Origin of the sequence: Methanospirillum hungatei JF-1, assembly GCF_000013445.1 — an archaeon.
Lineage (GTDB): Archaea > Halobacteriota > Methanomicrobia > Methanomicrobiales > Methanospirillaceae > Methanospirillum > Methanospirillum hungatei.
On the sequence record NC_007796.1, the window covers coordinates 2,762,982 to 2,783,651 of the forward strand.

Here is a 20,670-nt window from a genome sequence, read left to right on the forward strand (position 1 = left end):
AGATGATCATCTCAGGAAGTGATGAATCATTCCCCCATCTCGTATGACCAGCCGGTCCTGCAGGGTTTTTGGGATCTGGTACAGGGAGCATACTCCTTTGTTTATCTCCTCTTCTATCTGCTGAATTTTTTTCCTGATTCTCTCCTTGTCATGAAAGGATCTGGCACATTCACGTCTCTGTTTAAGAAAGGTCAGCCTATGTAAAGATTTGGTAATCTGCCTGACATGCTCCATCTCTTCAGGGGAATACCAGTCTGGCTGATGAAACGGGATAGCAGCGATGAGTTGTTCCGGATGGAGAGAAGGCTGGTTTTTACTTATATACCTGTAGTACCACCTGATCAGGGATGATCCAAGCAGACCTTCAAGGTATTCATCCGGGCCCTTTATGATGATATCTGCAGCGTTCTCATAAGTATCTCCTGCGGTAATCAGCAGACCATCCGAAGTGTCTTTTAGTGATATCCAGCACCCGTCATGGTTGTGTTCAGACAGGTCTTCTGGTGTATAGAGAGCTCCAAGACAGTACTCAGAGAGTGATACCGAATCTTTCAGGAGATAACTCAGAACGACGCTCTCCAATGGATCTTCAAGGTTCCAGCCATCTTCTTTTGGCAGATCATCCCGGTTCAGATGATATGATACCATACATCCGTTATTGGTAAACCGGGTGATCCCGATTGATGACGAAATATTTCCTGCACAGATGCATGACCATGTATCAGACAGGTCCCGTTCCGATGGATGTTCATCCAGGATGATCTGAGTCACTCTGCTTCTCCGGATCATCTTCCTGAATGGTCCCGCATGCATATCAGAAAGCCATGCTGACGGGAGAAAAATAAATGAGCGGTGTTGCATTCTGATTGCATATTCAGCAGTATACAATGCAGTCATCGCATCATAGGAATAAGATGAAAAGTGTTTACACAGGTACTGGTGTACTTCCGGATCTTTCATGGCTTTTTGTCTGCATGGAGCGGTGATGAGCATGGCAGGACGAGGTATGTTTTCCAGCCAATCTTCATCAGATGGTCTCAGCGAATGAACGGCTGCCTGTGCCTCGTGCACTGAGAGATATTCATTTGCAATCTCTTTGGAAAAGAGGATATTTCCAACCCTGATATGTGACCGGAACATATCCAGCTGTTCTTTCTCACAGAGCTGAAAGAGGTCCGGGTGCCGTAAATCACCATCGATTGCATGGAGTATCAGCCCGAACCTGGTCAGCAGAACTGAAGAAAACGAGGGATCTGAACAGAAGACAGTATCTGCAATTCTGCTGAACCGATCACGGGGAGAATCCTCTTTTCCGGTATGTGATCTGAGAAGAAGAAGCAATAATTCACCATTGCCCGATTGCGGATCAATGACAACCGGAGTTCCCTCTGATTCGTTTATGTACCGGATTACATGGAAAAAGACCGGTGATGATATAAGAGATGAGATATCGCAGTTACTGGCAATATAATCCTTCTTTCGCGTGTTCCGATCTCTGACCCGCGTTATCAGACGGCTGAACGCACGAACGAGAATGACCGGGTCTATGAGATATATCCGGATGGGCTCAGGAACCGGGAGAGAGCACCCTTCTCTTACCATCATGGAATGAGTTACCGGATCAGGTAAGTAAGGAGGTTTGTCTTTCAGATAGCCTGGGATCGCAGATCCACATTTCACAAGATAACTGATCCAGGAATGTTCCGGGACCGTGTAAAAATCAATGCCACTGCTTTCGAAAATTTTCTTTGTAACGGTTTCCAGAATGCCGGAAAGGACCAGGAGTTCACGTCTCTCCCGATCACTCTCTCCATAGGTCCTGTAAAAAACCCCTGACAATGTCCTGTGTAAAGCATCCAGATATGTGTCCAGAGATTCAGAAATATCAGCAGATTCACAGAGTATTCCTGTTTGGATGAGTTCAGGAAGGGGCTCTATTATGTTGGAATATTCCGGGTCTCTTGTCTGCCCGTTTATTACCTGGCTAATGGTACTACTGATAATTCGATATCCTGCACAGGCACCTGTATTTTTCAGGTGAATTATGAGTTCTTTTTTTATCTCATCACTGATATCAGACTCTTTGGAACAATCCCAGATGATAACCTGACGGAGATCATCCAGGGTGACATAAAAACAGGATATACTGTGATTATAATCTTTGATGATGAGATTTCTCTTTCTCAGGGAACAGATATTATCTAAAAAGCCTGCCTTCCTGATTACCTGAATGCAATCCTGGTGAATGTCAGGAATCATACGAAGAATACCTGAAAAGAAGTATAGCGAGGGATGGATTTGAACCATCGGTCTACGGGTTATGAGCCCGTCGGGATATCCTGACTACCCCACCTCGCTAAAAGTGGATATGAATGTCTCTCGGATGAAGATATATATCTATCGCTTCTCTGATGCGAATTTTTAAACCAACACCAAGCCAATCATCACCTATGGATGAGGAACTTGAGCGGTTACGGGCAAAAAGAATGGAGGAGATCAAACAGCGCATAATGACCCCGCCATCGGCCCATGAAGGAATTCTTATCGTCACGCAGGAAAATTTTTCCAGGATAATCCGTGAAAACCCGAATCTTATCATTGATTTCTGGGCTCCCTGGTGTGGCCCCTGCCGGATGCTTGCTCCGGTTATCGAACAGCTGGCGGCAGAATATGCCGGAAGAATCCGGTTTGCCAAATGTAATACCGATGAAAATCAGCAGATTGCATATCAGTTTGGAATATCAGCTATACCATCCCTGTTTTTCTTTCAGAATGGTACGATTATTCATACAGTTTCAGGAGCTCTTCCAAAAGAACATCTTGAGATGCAGATTCGTTCGGTGTATACTATTCAAGCCCCCCACCGGAGTGATTAGGGTATACTATGACAATGAATCATAGAAGCTTGTTTACTGATTTCTACCTTCCAACAGGAACTGAAACGCTTTTACAGCATCGATCAACCCATATCCATAGGTTGGGTCCCAGCCAGGTTCTCCCAGGTCAAACGCATTTGAATACAATGCTTTCAAGAGGTCATCCCGTGACACATCAGGAAAAGAGCTCAATAATTGTGCGATGACTCCGGCAACATGGGGTGCTGCGGCACTTGTACCGGGGAATGGAACCGGAAAACTTCCGGCACCGCTGACCTGTACATTTGTCGGTGCACAGATATCCGGTTTCCACCGTCTGGATGGTTCAGGTATCCGGATAGTAACCGGCCCCTGGGATGAATCCGGTGAGACAGAATACGGTGTTCCAATCCCGACTGATCCTACCGTTACCACTTCTTCTAGTGCCGCGTGGCCAAAAATGGAATCTACTGGATCCTTTACGACCTCTGATTCAACCTGGCGTGGATCGATATTCCTGATATACATTTCAAGAATATTCGGTGTGATATTTTCACCGTTCCGTATAATTGACAATGATATCCGCCTGGATTCGTTCATCTCATTTCTGTAGACCAGATGTTCAAACGGTTCTCCGGTATCTTCCTGAATATTCATACTCGTTGCAACGACCTCACCCTTTGCAGGATCGGTGAGGAAGAGGTCATAGTCATGAACCGCACCTCCCCATGGGTCATCCCACTGTAAGGTAATTATAACCTCGTCATCAGGTTTGAGGACAATAGGAATTGCAGAGTATCCATCACCAAAGTCATGGACCGTCTGCTCTGGTCCGATACTTAAACCCGGTTCCCAGGACTTCTGATAATGAAGTGAGGCAAAATTGCCTGAAACGGTAACATAGATGCAATCCGGATGAGATTTCAAGACCTCCCTGATATGATCTGCAACGTCACCATCTTCGAGAAATGGCTGCTTGAAAAAATAGAGGTCATCACAGATGATCCGGCATCCGGCAGCAGCCAGTGTTGAAACTGCTCGTTTAAAATCGTCTGAATTTCCTCCATACGCATGAAAACAGAGTTCTGCATCAGGTGCAATGTCATGGATGATCTCAAGCATTGCCGTCCCTTCATCTCCAGTCCCTCTCTCATACAGGGTTACCGGTCCCAGTTCTCCCATCTTTTGGGACAGTTCCAGGGACTCTGCTCCGTTTCCGATGACTCCAACTTTGATACCTTTTCCTGATGCACCGAATACTTCTCGAATACCATTACTTCTGACCAGAAGATCCCCTTCGGTCTGCAAAGATCCAACGCAGGATACTATGGTTGAGTTATCAGAAGATAATGTCAGGGATGTAGTATCTGTCTTCATAGCGCATGAGCTCAGGCAGATATACCCAAGTACCACACACAAAACAAGTACCTTCATGCACCCCATTTGACAGATCCCCCCGGATCTGAAGACCAGACAGGAGCCCCTCTTCAGGACGCTTTCCTGTTTGATGAGCTATGTATCCATGAAATATAAGGTTCTCAGAGTCCTCCCTCTGGTCAATCAAATCTTCTATTATCTGGCCTGACGAATACTGATATGTTCAATATGCAGATTTATGTGTTTCAGAGTTCTAGAATTTGGTTTTCATTATTTTGTATCTGTATGTGTTGTCTTCTGTTTCCCGCTGCAATGGCGGAAGAGAAGACAGGATATTTTGAAGTGACATCAGTTCCTGAGGGGGCAGATGTCTTTATCGGCTCACAGTTTATGGGAGAAACTCCGGTTCTGATACCTGCCCGTAATCAGACAGATGGAACACGGATCCGGGTTATGATGCAGGGATTTGAGATATGGGAACAGAATATTGCAGGAACCCCTGCTGCCGGTCAGGTAGTTCCCATAAAGGTCTCATTAATCCCGATCTCTCCATTTGGAACACTTGAAGTTACATCTTCTCCTTCAGGAGCTTTAGTCACGGTGGATAATGGCATGGGTCAGATGACTCCCTGGACTTACCGGGATATCAGTACCGGGACACATCTGGTCTCTCTTTTTCTCTCCGGATTTGAGCCGTATGTGGTCAATATTGATGTTCTTCCCGGCCAGGTAACCAGGCTTCATGCGAATATGACGATCCGTTCCGGAGCGGGATCCCTGCAGGTCAGTACAACCCCCGGTGGAGCATCGGTGTATGTGGACGGGGTTTTTTCCGGGACCACGAACACAGTGATAGGAAATATCCCGCCTGGAAAACGCCGTGTCCATATTACGAGGGCGGGGTTTGAAGATTATGAGCAATGGGTAGTGGTCAGTAACCGTCAGGTAACAGTAATTGAAACTGCCTTAAAGCCGGTGACAAAAACATCTGACGGAGCACTTGTCATCACATCAGATCCTCCCGGAGCCTCAGTATTTGTGGATGATCAGTTCAGAGGAACGACAGAGACCGGCAGGCCGCTTGAACTGACCGGTATGAGTCCGGGCCAGCACAAAGTTTACATGAGTATCAGAAATTACGAGGACTACTCAACAATGGTTGATATACGGGCAGGTGAGGTAACGCCGGTTTCAGCCAGACTGAACCCGAGCCCCATGCCCCAGGACTGTGGAAAACTTATCCTGAATACCGAACCGGCAGGCGCAGAGGTATATATTGACGGTTCACTTGTTGGGGTTACGCCGGCAACCATAGACACAGTCTGCACAGGGAAACATACTTACCGGTTGTTCCTTGCAGGATACCACGACTACTCATCACAGGTAGAACTGATCCCTGGTCAGGTTCTGCAGGTAAATACTGTCCTCACGCCCGAACCGGAAAAGGCAGAAGGGACTCCGGGACCGGCGATTCCAGTGATCATCGCAGTTCTGGCTCTTGTACTGGTCATCTTCTCAAGAAGAGTATGAACAGATCCCTTCTCCTTCTTTCCGTGATGATATATACCGTGCCGGGCAATATGTAGAGAGTTTAGATCAGGGCATGGGATATGAGGAAAATATCGACTCCTCATTACACCTGAAATATCGGAGTTTTTCATGCAGGATAATCCATCTATTCAGTTTGATGATCAAAGACTGGCGAAACGTCAGCAACTCATCGAGGCCGGGGTACCGATGTACCCTCATGAGTTCAGGCGTTCACACACAATAGCAGAAATCAGAGCAAAATATTCACAAGCAGGGCATGATCCGTCATCAGATCAGGTGATCACGGCAGGCCGGTTATATGGTGTGCGGGATCATGGAAAGACGTTTTTTGCAGACCTCCGTGATGAGACTGGAAGAATTCAGTTGTATATCCGCAAGGACGCTCTTCCTGAAGGGAAATTCCAGATGTTTAAATCCTCAATTGAGAGGGGGGACATCATCGGGGTAACCGGGAGAATTTTCAAGACTAAGGTAGGGGAGATTTCCATTTTTGTCGATGATATTATCCTTCTTACCAAGACACTCTGCTCCCTGCCGGAGAAGTTTCATGGTCTGACCAATCTTGAGAAACGGTACCGGCAGCGGTATTTGGACCTCATCGTCAATGAAGAGAGCCGGGAGACATTCAGGACACGGAGCAGGATCATATCGCTGCTGAGAAATTACCTTACCGGGCAGGGATTTCTTGAGTTTGAGACCCCGACTCTCCAGCCCCTCTATGGAGGAGCAAATGCACGGCCCTTCACAACTTTTCATAATTTCCTTGGCCAGAAACTCTATCTCCGGATCGCTCCCGAATTATACCTGAAAAGACTGGTTGTAGGTGGCTTTGAGAAAGTCTTCGAGGTTGCGAAAAACTTCAGAAATGAGGACATTGATACCAGTCATAACCCGGAATTCTCTATGGTTGAGATATACCAGGCATATGCTGATTACACTGATATGATGAAACTGACCGAAGGTATTATCAGCAGCATTGTCCACGAAGTGACCGGGTCATATGAGGTGGCATTTGAAGAAAATACCATTTCATACAAAGCACCCTGGACGGTCATGAGCATGGAAGAGGCTGTGAGGACCATTGGGAAGGTTGATATCTTTGCTCATGATCTGGAGAGTCTGAAAAAGATCGGGAAAGAGAAAGGCGTTGATGGTATTGACGATGTCCACACACAACGTGAGATGCTGGTCCTCTTTTTCGAAGCTCTTGTCGAGGATAAACTGATACAACCGACCTTCATCACCGACTTTCCTGTTGAAAACTCACCACTGGCAAAGTCTCATCGGGAAAAAGAGGGATTTGTCGAACGGTTTGAACTGTTCATTGCCGGAATGGAGCTTGCCAACGGGTTCTCCGAGCTGAATGATCCCCTGGATCAGATGGAACGGTTTGAGGCTCAGGAAGAGAAGCGGAGGCTTGGTGATGAAGAGGCCCAGATGCATGATTACGATTTTGTCAATGCTCTTGGGTATGGCATGCCACCGACGGGAGGTGTCGGGATTGGTATTGACCGGCTTGTTATGCTGATAACAGGAAATACCTCAATCAAGGAGGTGATCCTCTTCCCATCCATGAAGCGGGAAGTTACCACTCCGGCTGACGAAGAGGAACCATCGTCTGTTTAAGATGAATGTAAAGGAAAAATTTTATCCATTATCTTTTATTTCACAAAGCATTTCAAATCTGCAAATCTTTTTGTTCGCACCACCTGTTTTGCATGCTCTTTAATTCTGCATAAACGCACCGATGCTCTAATATTTTTTAGAAAATATTATACGTCAATAAAAAATATCCTTGTCATATTGTACATGGCATAAAACTGGTGTCTTACGGGAGAACTGACCCTGCATAATCCAGTGTTTTTATCTGAGGCGGGATTCTCGGATAAATGCTGAATTAAAAGAATATGCAGGAGTTTTACCATGGGGTCAATTATGGACTTGGGGGTTAGGATGCGATGAACCGGAACATATCTAAAGGAGTGCTTGCTGCGCTCTTATGTATTCTCTTATGCTGCATTGTGATGGCAGATAATCAGGAAATAAATTATACTGATATTTCTGCACATCCGGTGCAGTTTATCGAAAATGCCGGACAGGCACACGAAGATATTCTGTATCAGGTGAAAAGTTCTGAATTTTCATTTGATTTTACCAAAGATGCTCTTCTGGTAAGTGGTCCGTCCGGTGACTGTGAGGAGTGTGGAGAGAATGTCACTACTCCGGTGATTGTAACAGTTGCAGATGCTGAAGAGAACGTCACCGTTGAGGCATTTGACAAACTTGATGGATATGCAAACTTCCTCATCGGGAAGAATGAGTCAGACTGGCAGCAGTATGTTCCCTGGTATGGGGGCATCCGGTATCGCGAAATACTTCCTGGAATTGATCTCTCCTATTCCGGAAAGCAGGGTGTTCTCAAACGGGAGTTCACCGTCCGGGAAGGCGCCGATCCCAATGCCATCCGACTCATTTATGGAGGAAACGAGGGGTTATCGCTCACAGAAGATGGTTCCCTGCAGGTAGTTACGTCGTTTGGTAATCTGACCGAACGGTCTCCTTATTCTTATCAGATAATTGAAGGCAATACTATTGAGGTTGAGTCTTCATACCAGATTTTTGAAAATGGTGAGGTCGGGTATACTATTGGAGAATATGATCCTGCCTATCCGCTTATAATTGATCCGTACCTAGAATATTCCACCTTGCTTGGGGGAAATCTCGAAGATTATGGTATGGATATTGCCAGGGATTCTTCGGGGGATGTGTATGTGACCGGATATACGTCGTCGTGTAATTTTCCGTTACGAGATCCAACGGTCATTAATACTGCATATCTTAAATTTAATGGTTCATATTGTCATAACAGTCGGGATGCATTCATAACGAAAATTGGGATCAACCAGACAACTGGAAATGCATCCATCATATTTTCAACGTATCTGGGTGGAGATAAGGCAGACTTTGGCAGGGGAATAGCAGTTGACTCCCTGAAGAATATTTACGTGACTGGAGACACATTCTCTGAAGACTTTCCAATAATGCTTCCGTTTGCCTATGGTGACAGGCTTCATGGGTCAAATGATGCATTTGTTATAAAATTGGATCCGACCGGCACAATTATCAGATGGTCTGATTATCTTGGAGGAAATTTTGCCGATCAGGCGAATGATATCGCCCTTGACAGTCTGAATGCGGTGTATCTGACTGGTCAGACGGTTGGGAACAGTCCTTACAAGAAACTGGAACAGGTCTTCCCAACAACCCCGAATGCGTATCAGACTGCACCAAATCCGGATGCTGTGATGGGTGATGCATTTGCAGTAAAAATCAGCCCGACTGGTCAGGTTCTGGAATACTCTACATATATTTCAGGTTCCGGGCAGGACTATGGAAATGGTATTGCGGTTGACGGTCAGGGCATGGCATATATCACCGGAACAACAAGTTCAACAAATCTGCTCCCTACCGGAGTCCCAGGGTATCAAAAATCCATCAAGGGAGGGCAGGATGCATTCCTCTTTAAAATGAACTTCCAGGCAGGCATTCCGCCAATCTACGCGACTTATCTGGGTGGATCAACCGGGTATGACTATGGTGAAGCGGTTGCTGTTGACTCTGCAGGAAGTGCATATGTTACCGGAGCGACAGCCTCTACTGATTTCCCAGTCACGAATATGGCATTACAGACGGTAAAGGGGTGGCCATATGATGCATTTGAGAAAGATGCATATGTAACGAAATTTGGTTCTGATGGAACTGGCCTTATCTATTCTACCTATCTCGGAGGAAGTATGGATGACTGGGGATATGATATCAAAGTTGATTCCTCATTCCGTGCGTTTGTCACTGGTTATAGTCGCTCATCCCAGATCCCCCGGAGTGGACTCATCAATACCATTAAACAGGCATCTGGTGGTCAGGACGGATTCCTGACGGTGATTAAGAGTGACGGCCGCTCTGCTGAGTCATCAACCCTGTTCGGAGGGTACCGCGATGATGTCAGCAGGGGTGTTGCGATATCTCCTGATGGAAATACCAGTTTTGTTACCGGATACACCAGTTCTCCAACAATGCTTAACCTGGTATGCGGAAGCGATTGTGAACGGGAAGCATTCCCTGTGTACAAGTGGATTAACCAGACGGTTTATGGTGACAGACTCTATATTGGGGGGAACTTTAGTGGAGATTTTCAGGGCAGCTTTGATGCCTTTGTCATGAAATTCGGACAGCCATCACTTGTTCCTTCATTTAGTGCCAGCCCTGTTTGTGGGACGGGAGAGCCTAATCTGACTGTAACTTTCACTGAAACGACAACCGGTTCAGGAAATATTCTGAACAGGATATGGAACTTTGGTGATGGCACTCCGGTAAATGATACCGGAGCAATACCGATGGTGGTAAGCCATAATTATACTAGTCCAGGGACGTACCAGGCAACCTTAACACTCTATACATATACGAGTATACTCGTGAGCGATCCGGTTAGTATTACCTTCTGTAATCCATATACAAGTGCAAACTTCACCGTAGCAGGGTATAATAACACAGCGGATCCGATTGATGTACCTATAAACACAGACATAACTTTCAGTGGATATGCAGTGAATTACACGCCCACTTCCTATAATTGGCATTTCGCTGATGGTTCTGCAAACCAAACAGGGCAGACGACTCATCACCTGTTCTCTCAGCAGGGAACATACACGGTAAATATGACCGCTCCTTCGGGAACCTGTTGTGATAATAATACGAATATCGTCGGTTCAAAACGGATTCGGGTTCTCGCTCCTCCGTTAGCAAGGTTTGTGAATAGTACAACCACTCCACGAATCGGGTGTCTTCCACTTACCGTGACCTTTAATGATACTTCCCCTGTCGGTACAGTTGATTATGGGGTTCCCACCGCATGGCAGTGGAATTTTGGCGATAACTCTTGGAATGGTACTACCCAGAACGTAACCCATACCTATCAGCATGCTGGAACATACACAGTTAGTCTGACAGCATCAAATGCTGCTGGTTCCAATACGTACACCCAGCCTGGTTATGTTCTGGTTAGTGGAAATGTGACTGCCGGGTTTACGGCTTCACCCAGAGCTGGCACAGCTCCACTGGGTGTTCAGTTTACTGATACCTCTGCGGGAGTGCCAACATCCTGGGATTGGAGATTTGGTGATGGTGGTTCGAATACCTCTCAAAACCCCTATCATGTATATAACACCGCCGGGACATACACGGTGAACCTTACCGTTACTAATGATTGTGGTCATGTCGCGAGTGCGAATTATACTGATTGGATAACCGTCAATGGAAACATGACACCCAAAATATTATTTGGGAATAGCACGTTTCCCCCGACATCAGAAAATCCGGTTAATGGCACTCCGGTTCTTAATGTCACGTTCCTTGGTAATACCACTGATGGCACGCTGATTGATTCAGCCGTATGGAGTTTTGGCGATTCGAATACAACAACTCAGACCAGAGCAGCCGGGTGGCCGGCTGATAATACCTGGTTCAATACATCACACAAATACTACACGGTCAGAGATTACACGCCAGTGTTGCAGATTACCAATACTACTTATGGTTCCGGAACAACTGGTGGGTTGTATACCGACTGGATAGGTGTATACCCCCCGATCATTGTGAACTTTAGTGCAACCCCGCCCTCGGGGATTGTCGGACAGAGTATCCTGTTTACTGATCAATCTTCAGGTTCTCCAGTCAATTGGAACTGGCATTTCACTGATGGCAGTCAGAATGTCTCAGGGCTGTCATCTGTGAGTCATGTATTCAATTCTACTGCAGTGTGGAATGTCATGTTGGAAGTCTGGAATAAGTATGGGGCAACCGGAATCGGGTATCGGTATGTAAATATTACATCTGCAGATTCATCTGGTCAGGTTTACTTCATTCCTCAAAATATTACTCTTATTACTGAGGATCTCAACTACCGGGTTCTGAATGTTGTTTTAAGTAAAGCAGACTACGGGCTTTCTTCGTATACGATAAAAATCGATCTGAATAATTCAGCACGGGCACATATCCGGAACTGGGCAACATCTCCATCATGGGTAGATCATTTCACGTATTCAGTAAGTCCGGCGTTTGATTCGATTACCTTGTCAGGGTATAAGGATAGTGGAATGCTTCCAGCCGGTTCCAGAAATATATCATTAGGAAATATCAGTCTGACTGGAATTTCTGCAGGAGATGCAGATTTGAGGCTGAATGGAACATCGATTGCTCAGTATGGTTCTTCTTTTATGTCTTTGACAGGAGTCCCTGCTGATATTCACGTATATGCTGTCAGTCCTCTCCCTGGATACTCCAATAAGCCTGCTGATATCTGGCCTCCTGGTGTGCATGACGGACTCATCGATGACTTTGACGGCAACGGGGTTGTAAACACCGCAGATGTTACCGTGTTCTTTAACACCTGGGTTTCAGGAGGATTTACCGGCATGCCGGTTCCGCCATTTGACTATAATCACAACAACCGGATTGATACCGATGATATTGTTGAGTATTTCAATCTCATCTGGTAACCTTTCATTTCAGGTGATCTCATGAAAAACAAATTCCTTACAAGCATTCTGACCATATGTATGGTTTCATTGTTCCTTTGTGGAACAGTATGTGCTGATAAGGTATCCCTTGAGGATATCGGAATCAGTACCGTCGGACAAAAAGTTGAACTTCCCGTTCTTCTGGATTCAGCTCCTGGAGGAATTGCCGGTTATAAATTTACCACGTCATTTGCTCCAGCCGGGATTGCACAGGTATCTTCAGTAACCATGCCTGAATGGGCTGGAATTAAAGTTGTAGAAGGAGCACCTGGTGAAAAGGTGTTAGTATCTGCATTGGATCTTGAGATGAAGGTTGAGGCTGGGACAGGGCAGGTACAAATCTGTACACTTGGCATTGAAGGATTGTCTGAGGGTGTCGCAACCCTTACACTCAATATCACCGAAATCACCGATGATAATGGGAACCCCATTTCTGTAGAACTTACTCCTGCAACCATCACAGTCGGGAGCCAGACCGCAGCACCAGTCCCGGTCCAGACGCCCCAGTCCTCCTCTACCCAGGTACCTACCCCTGAAGTAACTCCGGAAATTCAGGAAAACACTCCGGTAGTTGAAGTAACACCAACCGTGACCCCCACACCGGTTCCGACGGTCGTTGCAGATTTCACTGCCCAGCTTCAGGAGGGATCTGCTCCCATGACCGTTTTCTTTACCGATAACTCCACTGGATACCCAACGAAATTCATGTGGAACTTTGGTGATGGTTCGAGTGACAACACATCTCCTCTTCAGAATCCCCAGCATATTTATCGGATTCCCGGAGTGTACACGGTATCTCTGACGGCATCGAACAGTGAATATACCAATACCACAGAAAAAGCCGGTTTTATCACGGTAAAGCCGATGCACCTTCCTGTTCGGGGAGCAAAAAACAATGTTACGATTTTTTCTGTACCTGACGGAGCAGAAGTATACCTGAACAATGCGTATCAGGGTGTAACTCCTGCATTTCTCACCAATCTTACGTCCAGGGATTATCAACTCCGGCTTCATAAGGAGGGCTATTACGATGTTGTCTCTCCGATATCGATCCTTGATGATGTCCTTCCAACCTTCATCTCCGGGTTTGTGATGATGCCACACCTCGCCGAGATTGGAGAATTATCTGCAAATCCGCCACAGACCGGTGCAGCATACATCGTTTCATATCCGGAGCTGGTGAATGTCACAATTGATGATACCCCGGTTGGAAAGACGGATATCATGGTTATGAACCTCGCTGTCGGAATGCATAACCTGACCTTACAAAAGGAAGGGTATGAACCATGGAATGACACCCTTGAGATCAAGAATGGCCTTGCAGTGATTCAGACCTATCATTATGAAGAGCCATACTTCTCTCTGAACAGGACGGTTGAATATGTTCAGTATCCCTGAATTATCTTCCCTTTATGAGAAGATTTTTAGCAATTTCAGCACCATCTTGCACGATGGGACGGACAGGTGAATGAAATGAAAGGACAAAATTTTGGTATCTGTGTTCTCGTCCTCCTTCTCTCTCTGGGGGCCGGCGTTCACGCAGCTACATTATCTGCGACAGATCTGACTCTGGTAACTTCCGGTTCTTCCGGGAGTATTGATATTATGCTGGATCAGGCTTCCAGTGGATTAGCGGGATATCAGCTTGAGGTATCCATGAACCCTGCAGGTTCTGCAGAATTTTCATCGGTTAATTTTCCTGCAGCCTTTAGTATGAATTCTGCGTCAACGCTCCCTGCTTCTACAGTCAGTATTGTTGCAGTAGACCTTACTGATCAGATTAAAGCTGGAGCAAGTTCGGTAAAATTGGCCACCCTGAACGTACAAGGTCTGGCAGATGGTTCATCCGAGGTTCAGATTGCAATAACCGAGCTGACGGATGATAATGGAAATCCTGTATCTGTAACCATTCAGCCCGGCCATGTCACTGTGGGCTCTGCGATTCCGACACCTACACCAACCGGTGAACCGACCCCTGCTCCGACAACTCCGGTCCCGACACCTACACTAACTAGTGGGCCGACTCCTGTTCCAACGACTCCAATCCCAACACAAACCGGTGAACCTACTCCCACCCCGACTGAGGAACCAACCCATATCCCAACAGTAGAGCCTGAACCGCTTATTGCAGCCTTTACTGCACAGCCTATGACCGGGACACCACCACTAACCGTGAACTTTACAGATCATTCCACGGGAACTCCGAAGAAGTGGAGATGGGACTTTGGAGATGGAACACTCTCAACAGTTCAGAATCCAACCCATGTGTACGGTGGTATCGGCCGGTATACGGTAACCCTTGAAGTAATCAGTGATAATTACTCATCGGTTGAGAGAAAACCGGAGATCATCCGGGTCGTTGGTGACTACCCGACAGGCCCGTCCGGATTTGTCATGGTGACCTCACAGCCATCCGGAGCTGAGGTGCATATGGGTGACCTTTATCTTGGAACGACCCCTGCCACCCTGATTGTGCCGGCTGGTTCCCGTTCGCTCACATTCCAGAAAGAAGGGTATCAGAAGAAGACCGTAAATGTGACGATACGTCCGAATGAGATGAAGCTGATTCCAAAAGTTATGCTGAAACCAGTCTCATAAAATCTCTTTTTTGCCGGCATATACACATTGACCAAAGGAGATACACCCGTCTCCAAGTGGCATATCATGGTTTGTGCACAATTGGTATCCGTTTTTATGCACCGTCTCCCGGATAGTATTCCGGATCATCTCGTTATATGCAACGCCCCCGGATAACGCAATGGTTTGTAGTCCTGCACTTGCAGCGGCGTTACAGGCAATTACTCCGATCCCTCGTGCCAGGTTATACTGGATAGATGCTGCGATCTGCTGAATATTTTGAGAATCTTTTGGATCAGACATAAACCGATCTCTGGCTTGTTTAAGAAGTGAAGGTGTATCAAGTACCTCAGCCGTACCAATTCTGGTAAGCGGAATCTCCCAGGTCTCCGGAGATGCTCCATAGGCGGCTGACTCAAGTTTCATCGCAGGCTCTCCGTCGTATGTCTTTTTCCTGCAAATTCCCAGGAGTGCAGCTGCCGCATCCAGGATCCTGCCAGTACTTGAGGTGACAGCGGTATTGAACCGTTTTGAGACTTGTTTCTCTAATATGGAAAGATCCTGTTCTTTCCATCCCCGTGACAAAAGTAACTGATGGGTCTGTTCATCAGGAAGAATACCATACAACATCCGTTCAGGCCAGATAGTAGCCAGATCCCCTCCCGGCATCAGCACCGGCATAAGGTGCCCTACTCTGGAATAGTGCGGAGCAGAACCCTGGAATATCTCACCGCCCCAGATCGTCCCGTCTGTTCCGTACCCCACCCCATCGATTGCGATTCCGATACACTCTTTCTGACATGATGCAGCGATGTGAGCCTCATGGTGCTGGACCGGAACAAGAAGGGCCCCGGTCTCGTCACTCAATTCTTTTGCATATCTGGTTGAGAGGAACTGCGGGTGAAGATCATGAGCGATGATTTTGATATCAGGCTGCATCAGATTACACAGGCAGGAAGTTGTCTCTTTCAGGTATGCATAGGTCCCTGGATTTCTGACATTGCCAATGTGGGGTGAGGTTATACAAAACCCCTGGGTATAGAGGGTTACGGTGGCGTTCAGTTCTGGTCCGGTTCCAAGGATGGCGGTATTACCAAGATCTATCTTTGTTCTCTTCGGTGCATATCCCCGTGAAAGACGGATTATATGTCCTTTTCTGATGACCGAGTCATCACAGCGGTTCATGATATCACGGGTATGGGTGAGGTAATAATCGGTGATTCTGGAAAGTTTACTCAATGCCTCGGCTAATGTCGTAATCATCGGATAACCGGGTGCATTAGCACTGGTCATGATAAGATATGGTGCTGAAAGATAGGAGAAGAGAAGATGGTGCAGACCGGTATAAGGTACCATGCACCCGATAGTGTGAAGATTACTGACATTATCCAATGCGTTGGGATCTTTTTTATCCAGAACTACGATTGGGGAGATCTCACTCTGCAGGATCTTTTCTTCATCGGGAGATATGGATGTATTATCAAGAATCCATTCTTTTCTGGCCATGATGGCAAAGGGCTGTTCAGTTCTGCCAAGACGCTCTTTTAATGTCCTGGCCATATCGCCGGTGCATGCGATATGAAACCCGCCGATTCCCCGAATAGCAATAATGGATCCCTGATCAAGGAGTTGTGCAGTTCTCTTAATCGGGCTTTGTTCTTTGATCACTGCACCGGTTCCAGAATGAAGAACTAGTTCTGGCCCGCAGATCTGACAGGCGATCGTCTGGGCATGATGTCTGCGGCTGAAGGGATCTGAATACTCCTCTGAACAATCTCCACAGGGTGGAAACTCATCCATTGCCGTTCTTTCCCGGTCATATGGCAGGGTTTTGATGATTGAATACCGGGGTCCGCAGTTCACGCAGGATGTCGCAAAATATCCTTCATACCTCCCGTTTGGGGTGAAGATATCTTTGATACAGTCCGGGCAGGTGGCAATGTCCGGAGGAATAAGACCTGTCCTGACACCATCATGACTTTTCAGTATATGAAAGGATTTCGGTGAATCCCCTGAGAGCGGGTGCACTTCAACTGAGTCGATGGTGGAGAGTGGCGGACCTTTTCTCAGATCACTCAGAAAATCGTCAAAATTATCTCCCCAGGCATCTATCTGAACTTCTGATCCGGTGTTACAGACTGAGCCGCGGATTCCATGCGCAATAGCCCGGGCGTACACGAACGGACGGAAACCAACCCCCTGGACAATCCCCCTTATAATGATATGACCCTGTTTTGGCATTTTTGTACAAGTAACCTTTAATTTTTTATCCAACGTTATTATAATAGGGTTTTGAATTGACGGGTCATGTGCGGATTGTGAATGATCCGGTAGAGCTGGTTCCCCTTTTCGTGGTATTTAATAATACTCATTATAAGAAAATTCTCGAACTCCTGAATAAGAACTGGATGACCCGTACGGAGCTGGGTGATGTAGTCGGAACAGATTACGTCAGAGATGGGCTGCTCCTGCTTCGGAAAGGAAATCTTATAGAGGAGAAATGGAGAATGCCTGAACCAGGTAAGAAGCCGGAGAAGGAATACAGAGCGAATTATTGTAAGGTCCGTGCTAACTTTCAGTGTAATTTTTCAGATCTCGGGGATCTTCTTGCAATTGCATTCACGAATGGGGATGATCTCAAAATGAAAGGTGATAGTGTGGAAGCTGAACTGTTACGGGGAAATTGCTCCATAAATGACATTGCGAGAAAATTCGGAGTCTCACCTGTGATTATAAAAGGGATCGCGAAGAGAATTCCACATCTGGATGTAAAAGGTCAGGGTCTGGTCGTTTTGGATGAATGAGAATGATCCAGGATACACCATCCTAAAAAATAAGCGTGATGTTACCAGATTTCAAATCCTGGTTGATATCGCAGCACATCAGCCTGCAATACGGCAGCAGGAGATAGCGGCAGGTCTCGGGGTTACTCCCCAGGCGATCTCGGAATATGTCAGGGAACTGACTGAAGAAGGTATGCTTAAGGCACCAGGCCGGGGCAGGTATGAAGTCACAAGGGAAGGTGTTGAGTGGATCCTGCACCATGCAGAAGTTCTTGAAACATATGCACGGCATATCCGAAATGATGTCATTAAACAGGTTTCGGTCTGGACAGCCATTGCAGCGGAGGATTTAAAAAGAGGTGATCCCGTCGGAGTGTATATGAAAAATGGTCTCCTCTATGCCTCAAAGCAGCCTCAGTCAGCGAATGGCCTGTCAGTTTCCGATACACCAAAAGGTGAAGATGCAGGGGTTTCCGGTCTTGAGGGAATCATAACCCACCGGGAGGCGACTGTTCTTGTCTGCAAGGTTCCCAGGGTGGAACGGGGCGGCTCGCGAAAGGTCAGGTTGGATCTTCTAAGGGATGTTATCAGCAGGGTTACCGTGGTTGCCTGTGTTGGTCTTGAAGCATGGGTCTCTCTAAAAAAAATTGATCGCGTTCCAGATCTCTATTTCGGATCACGTGAAGGATCGGTTGAAGCAGCCCTGCATGGTATCCCGTGTGCCATTGTGATTGTAGATGAATTTTTCACAGATTTTCTCAAACAGCTCGAGCAGGCGGATCTTAGTTACGAGATCCATGACCTGGTGTCTTCATGAAGGCGATAATCCAGCCGACGAAGAAATATTACCGGGTTTTATACATCGATACGCATCATATCCGGATAACGGGGATGCTTGAGCTTGTTGATACTCCTAAAGGCATCAGACCGGTAAAATACCGGATCCGGCATACGAAAAGCGGGGGATACCGGAACACTCCCAGTAAGGATCTGGTCACTCATCTCCGCCGTTCCCGTCTTTACCTCACGGCGAAGGATAAACCCTTTGAATCATTTTTGCAGGATCTTCAAATCCCGTATTCGTATGTGTCACTCTGCAGGTTCTGTCTGATGGATGACCGGGTCACAGAACTTGACAAAAAGAACGCTGTAGGGTTTGGAGAGGAAGAGCAGATCTGCATGGATTGTGCCCGCAAGGAACTGCGCAGGGAGCTGGTGCATATGGGCCGGCTTGGAAGATCCGCTCTTTCCCATCTTGATGAACTTCTGGAAAAGTACAGGAGTGTTGACCGGGTACTTGCAACGATAGAGCCAGATAGGCTGACAGTCGGACATACGCTCTATGATCGTCTTGAAGCTCACCCAGTTGTGCAGACAGCCAGGATTGAAGAGCTTCCATTTCCCCGTGAGTTTGTAACGGCATGTGGCGTTGAGTCATTAATGCCGGTTCAGCAGCTGGCAGTAGAGGCAGGGTTGTTGTATGGCAAGGATCTCCTGGTGGTTTCGGCTACAGCCAGTGGGAAGACCTTTATCGGTGAGATGGCAGGGCTGAAAAATTACCTTGAAAAGAGGGGCAGGGTTCTGTTTCTTGTTCCTCTTGTTGCCCTGGCTTATCAGAAATATGAGCGGTTTTCACAGAAATATGGTCATCTCACTGATGTGTCAATTATCACCGGGGCCAGCAGGATTCTGGTGAAAGATAACCGAAGGCCAGCTAACCGGAACAGGAATGCTGGGATTCTTGTTGCTACCTATGAAGGGATAGATCATCTCATGAGACTGGGAGAGTCCCTGACAAACATTGGCACGGTGATCATTGATGAGGTCCAGATGCTTGAAGATCGCGACCGTGGTCATCGTGTTGATGGTCTGATCGCACGGATGAAGTTTGCATCTCCGAAAGCACAGTTTTTATACCTCAGTGCAACCATCGGGCATCCAAAATTACTGGCTGCAAAGCTCGGTTCAAAGTTGGTCAGGTATGATGATCGTCCGGTCTCACTGGAGCGGTATCTGATATTTTCTGAACGAGAACAGAAGATTCCAACAGAACGTACCCTTGTGGCAGAGGAGTATAATCATGTATCAGACAAGGGATATCATGGGCAGACCATCATCTTCACAAATTCCCGTGCCCGGTGTCATATTATCGCAGAGAAGATAGGAGAGGGCGTTGCTCCCTATCATGCCGGGCTGACACAGGCAGAACGTCGTCAGGTTGAGGAAAAGTTTGAGAAAGGGCAGCTTCGTGCCGTCGTTACCACGGCAGCCCTTGCAGCAGGCGTTGACTTTCCTGCATCCCAGGTAATTTTTGACTCTCTTGCCATGGGTATTGAATGGCTTACTGTGCAGGAGTTTTACCAGATGTCAGGAAGAGCTGGGCGTCCTGATTTTCATGATCTTGGTAAGGTGGTAATCCTTGCAGAACCTGGTGGGAGTTATATAAGAGGTTCACGGCTCACTGAAGAAGAGGTAGCCATGGGTCTTTTAAAGGGGGAGATGGGAGAGGTGGCCCCCCAGTACAATCTTGAGCAGAGCTCTGAACTGTATGTTGCAAATGCGGTGATATGCAAAGGAGATGTGAGTTCAATTGAGAAGATCGAAGGGTACCTTGTTGGTGAATCTGAACCGGTTGAAGAGCTTCTTATAAACAGGAATCTCATCTCCAAAGAGAACGGACTCATTCGTCTGACTCCCCTGGCCAGGGTAATGTCTGAACATTTTATCGGTGTTGAGCGGTTATCCCGCATCATACGTCTGGTCAATGAGATGAAAGATCCGCTCGACATCCTGGCAGATCTTGAATGCGCATCAGATGAAGAGGCTGCAAAGGAAAAGATCCGAAAAGAGAATGAGAAGGGTGATAGCCACCGGAAAAAGAAAAAAAGACATGGAAGAAGGATGAAAAAGAATTCTTAAGCTTATTTTTTGCCTATTCATTATTCAACAAAT

12 protein-coding genes and 1 tRNA gene are annotated in these 20,670 nt (G+C 46.7%); 9 read left to right on the forward strand and 4 right to left on the reverse strand.

Annotated elements, in window-relative coordinates; genetic code table 11:
* Nucleotides 1-6: 6 nt before the first annotated feature.
* Nucleotides 7-2,259: a hypothetical protein gene (locus MHUN_RS12990; RefSeq protein ID WP_011449450.1), complete on the reverse strand. Its 2,253-nt coding sequence runs from the start codon at nt 2,257-2,259 to the stop codon at nt 7-9.
* A gap of 24 nt (nt 2,260-2,283) precedes the next feature.
* Nucleotides 2,284-2,358 (reverse strand) — tRNA-Met (locus tag MHUN_RS12995).
* Between the two features lie 92 nt (nt 2,359-2,450).
* Here MHUN_RS12995 and trxA point away from each other — a divergent pair.
* Complete coding sequence (gene trxA / locus MHUN_RS13000) at nt 2,451-2,876, forward strand: thioredoxin (RefSeq protein ID WP_048067534.1); 426 nt, start codon at nt 2,451-2,453, stop codon at nt 2,874-2,876.
* 33 nt (nt 2,877-2,909) lie between these two features.
* Here the strand turns inward: trxA and MHUN_RS13005 are convergent, their stop codons facing one another.
* A complete protein-coding gene (locus MHUN_RS13005; RefSeq protein ID WP_158498227.1) occupies nt 2,910-4,289 on the reverse strand; it encodes a S8 family peptidase in 1,380 nt (459 codons plus the stop codon).
* A gap of 228 nt (nt 4,290-4,517) precedes the next feature.
* Here MHUN_RS13005 and MHUN_RS13015 point away from each other — a divergent pair, with 228 nt between their 5' ends.
* From MHUN_RS13015 to MHUN_RS19785, 5 genes are all read left to right on the forward strand, one after another.
* Nucleotides 4,518-5,762: a PEGA domain-containing protein gene (locus tag MHUN_RS13015; protein WP_048067537.1), complete on the forward strand. Its 1,245-nt coding sequence runs from the start codon at nt 4,518-4,520 to the stop codon at nt 5,760-5,762.
* 129 nt (nt 5,763-5,891) lie between these two features.
* Complete coding sequence (gene lysS, locus MHUN_RS13020) at nt 5,892-7,409, forward strand: lysine--tRNA ligase (protein ID WP_011449454.1); 1,518 nt, start codon at nt 5,892-5,894, stop codon at nt 7,407-7,409.
* A gap of 332 nt (nt 7,410-7,741) precedes the next feature.
* The gene (locus tag MHUN_RS13025) at nt 7,742-12,337 is read left to right on the forward strand and encodes a PKD domain-containing protein (protein WP_011449455.1); all 4,596 of its coding nucleotides are present in this window, start codon (nt 7,742-7,744) and stop codon (nt 12,335-12,337) included.
* Between the two features lie 21 nt (nt 12,338-12,358).
* Nucleotides 12,359-13,756, forward strand: a complete 1,398-nt coding sequence (locus MHUN_RS13030) for a PEGA domain-containing protein (RefSeq protein WP_011449456.1) — start codon at nt 12,359-12,361, stop codon at nt 13,754-13,756.
* A gap of 75 nt (nt 13,757-13,831) precedes the next feature.
* Entirely contained in the window at nt 13,832-14,956 is a 1,125-nt protein-coding gene (locus MHUN_RS19785; protein ID WP_011449457.1) for a PKD domain-containing protein, read from the forward strand.
* Here MHUN_RS19785 and hypF read toward each other — a convergent pair.
* Nucleotides 14,951-17,176, reverse strand: a complete 2,226-nt coding sequence (gene hypF, locus MHUN_RS13040; RefSeq protein WP_011449458.1) for a carbamoyltransferase HypF — start codon at nt 17,174-17,176, stop codon at nt 14,951-14,953. The genes MHUN_RS19785 and hypF overlap by 6 nt on opposite strands.
* Before the next feature lie 77 nt (nt 17,177-17,253).
* On the opposite strand from hypF, the gene MHUN_RS13045 reads away from it, so the two are divergent.
* The 3 genes from MHUN_RS13045 to MHUN_RS13055 are packed head-to-tail and all read left to right on the forward strand — an operon-like array spanning nt 17,254 to nt 20,637.
* A complete protein-coding gene (locus tag MHUN_RS13045) occupies nt 17,254-17,739 on the forward strand; it encodes an ArsR family transcriptional regulator (protein WP_011449459.1) in 486 nt (161 codons plus the stop codon).
* Complete coding sequence (locus tag MHUN_RS13050; RefSeq protein ID WP_011449460.1) at nt 17,732-18,535, forward strand: winged helix-turn-helix transcriptional regulator; 804 nt, start codon at nt 17,732-17,734, stop codon at nt 18,533-18,535. Before MHUN_RS13045 ends, MHUN_RS13050 begins: the two co-directional genes overlap by 8 nt.
* Nucleotides 18,532-20,637: a DEAD/DEAH box helicase gene (locus tag MHUN_RS13055; RefSeq protein WP_011449461.1), complete on the forward strand. Its 2,106-nt coding sequence runs from the start codon at nt 18,532-18,534 to the stop codon at nt 20,635-20,637. Before MHUN_RS13050 ends, MHUN_RS13055 begins: the two co-directional genes overlap by 4 nt.
* Nucleotides 20,638-20,670: the final 33 nt, after the last annotated feature.

What these genes read in the sequence shown, in the direction of transcription:
- MHUN_RS12990 (WP_011449450.1), bottom strand. Translation starts at nt 2,259, where the DNA reads ATGATTCCTGACATTCACCAGGATTGCATTCAGGTAATCAGGAAGGCA.
- trxA (WP_048067534.1), top strand. Translation starts at nt 2,451, where the DNA reads ATGGATGAGGAACTTGAGCGGTTACGGGCAAAAAGAATGGAGGAGATC.
- MHUN_RS13005 (WP_158498227.1), bottom strand. Translation starts at nt 4,289, where the DNA reads ATGAAGGTACTTGTTTTGTGTGTGGTACTTGGGTATATCTGCCTGAGC.
- MHUN_RS13015 (WP_048067537.1), top strand. Translation starts at nt 4,518, where the DNA reads ATGTGTTGTCTTCTGTTTCCCGCTGCAATGGCGGAAGAGAAGACAGGA.
- lysS (WP_011449454.1), top strand. Translation starts at nt 5,892, where the DNA reads ATGCAGGATAATCCATCTATTCAGTTTGATGATCAAAGACTGGCGAAA.
- MHUN_RS13025 (WP_011449455.1), top strand. Translation starts at nt 7,742, where the DNA reads ATGAACCGGAACATATCTAAAGGAGTGCTTGCTGCGCTCTTATGTATT.
- MHUN_RS13030 (WP_011449456.1), top strand. Translation starts at nt 12,359, where the DNA reads ATGAAAAACAAATTCCTTACAAGCATTCTGACCATATGTATGGTTTCA.
- MHUN_RS19785 (WP_011449457.1), top strand. Translation starts at nt 13,832, where the DNA reads ATGAAAGGACAAAATTTTGGTATCTGTGTTCTCGTCCTCCTTCTCTCT.
- hypF (WP_011449458.1), bottom strand. Translation starts at nt 17,176, where the DNA reads ATGCCAAAACAGGGTCATATCATTATAAGGGGGATTGTCCAGGGGGTT.
- MHUN_RS13050 (WP_011449460.1), top strand. Translation starts at nt 17,732, where the DNA reads ATGAATGAGAATGATCCAGGATACACCATCCTAAAAAATAAGCGTGAT.
- MHUN_RS13055 (WP_011449461.1), top strand. Translation starts at nt 18,532, where the DNA reads ATGAAGGCGATAATCCAGCCGACGAAGAAATATTACCGGGTTTTATAC.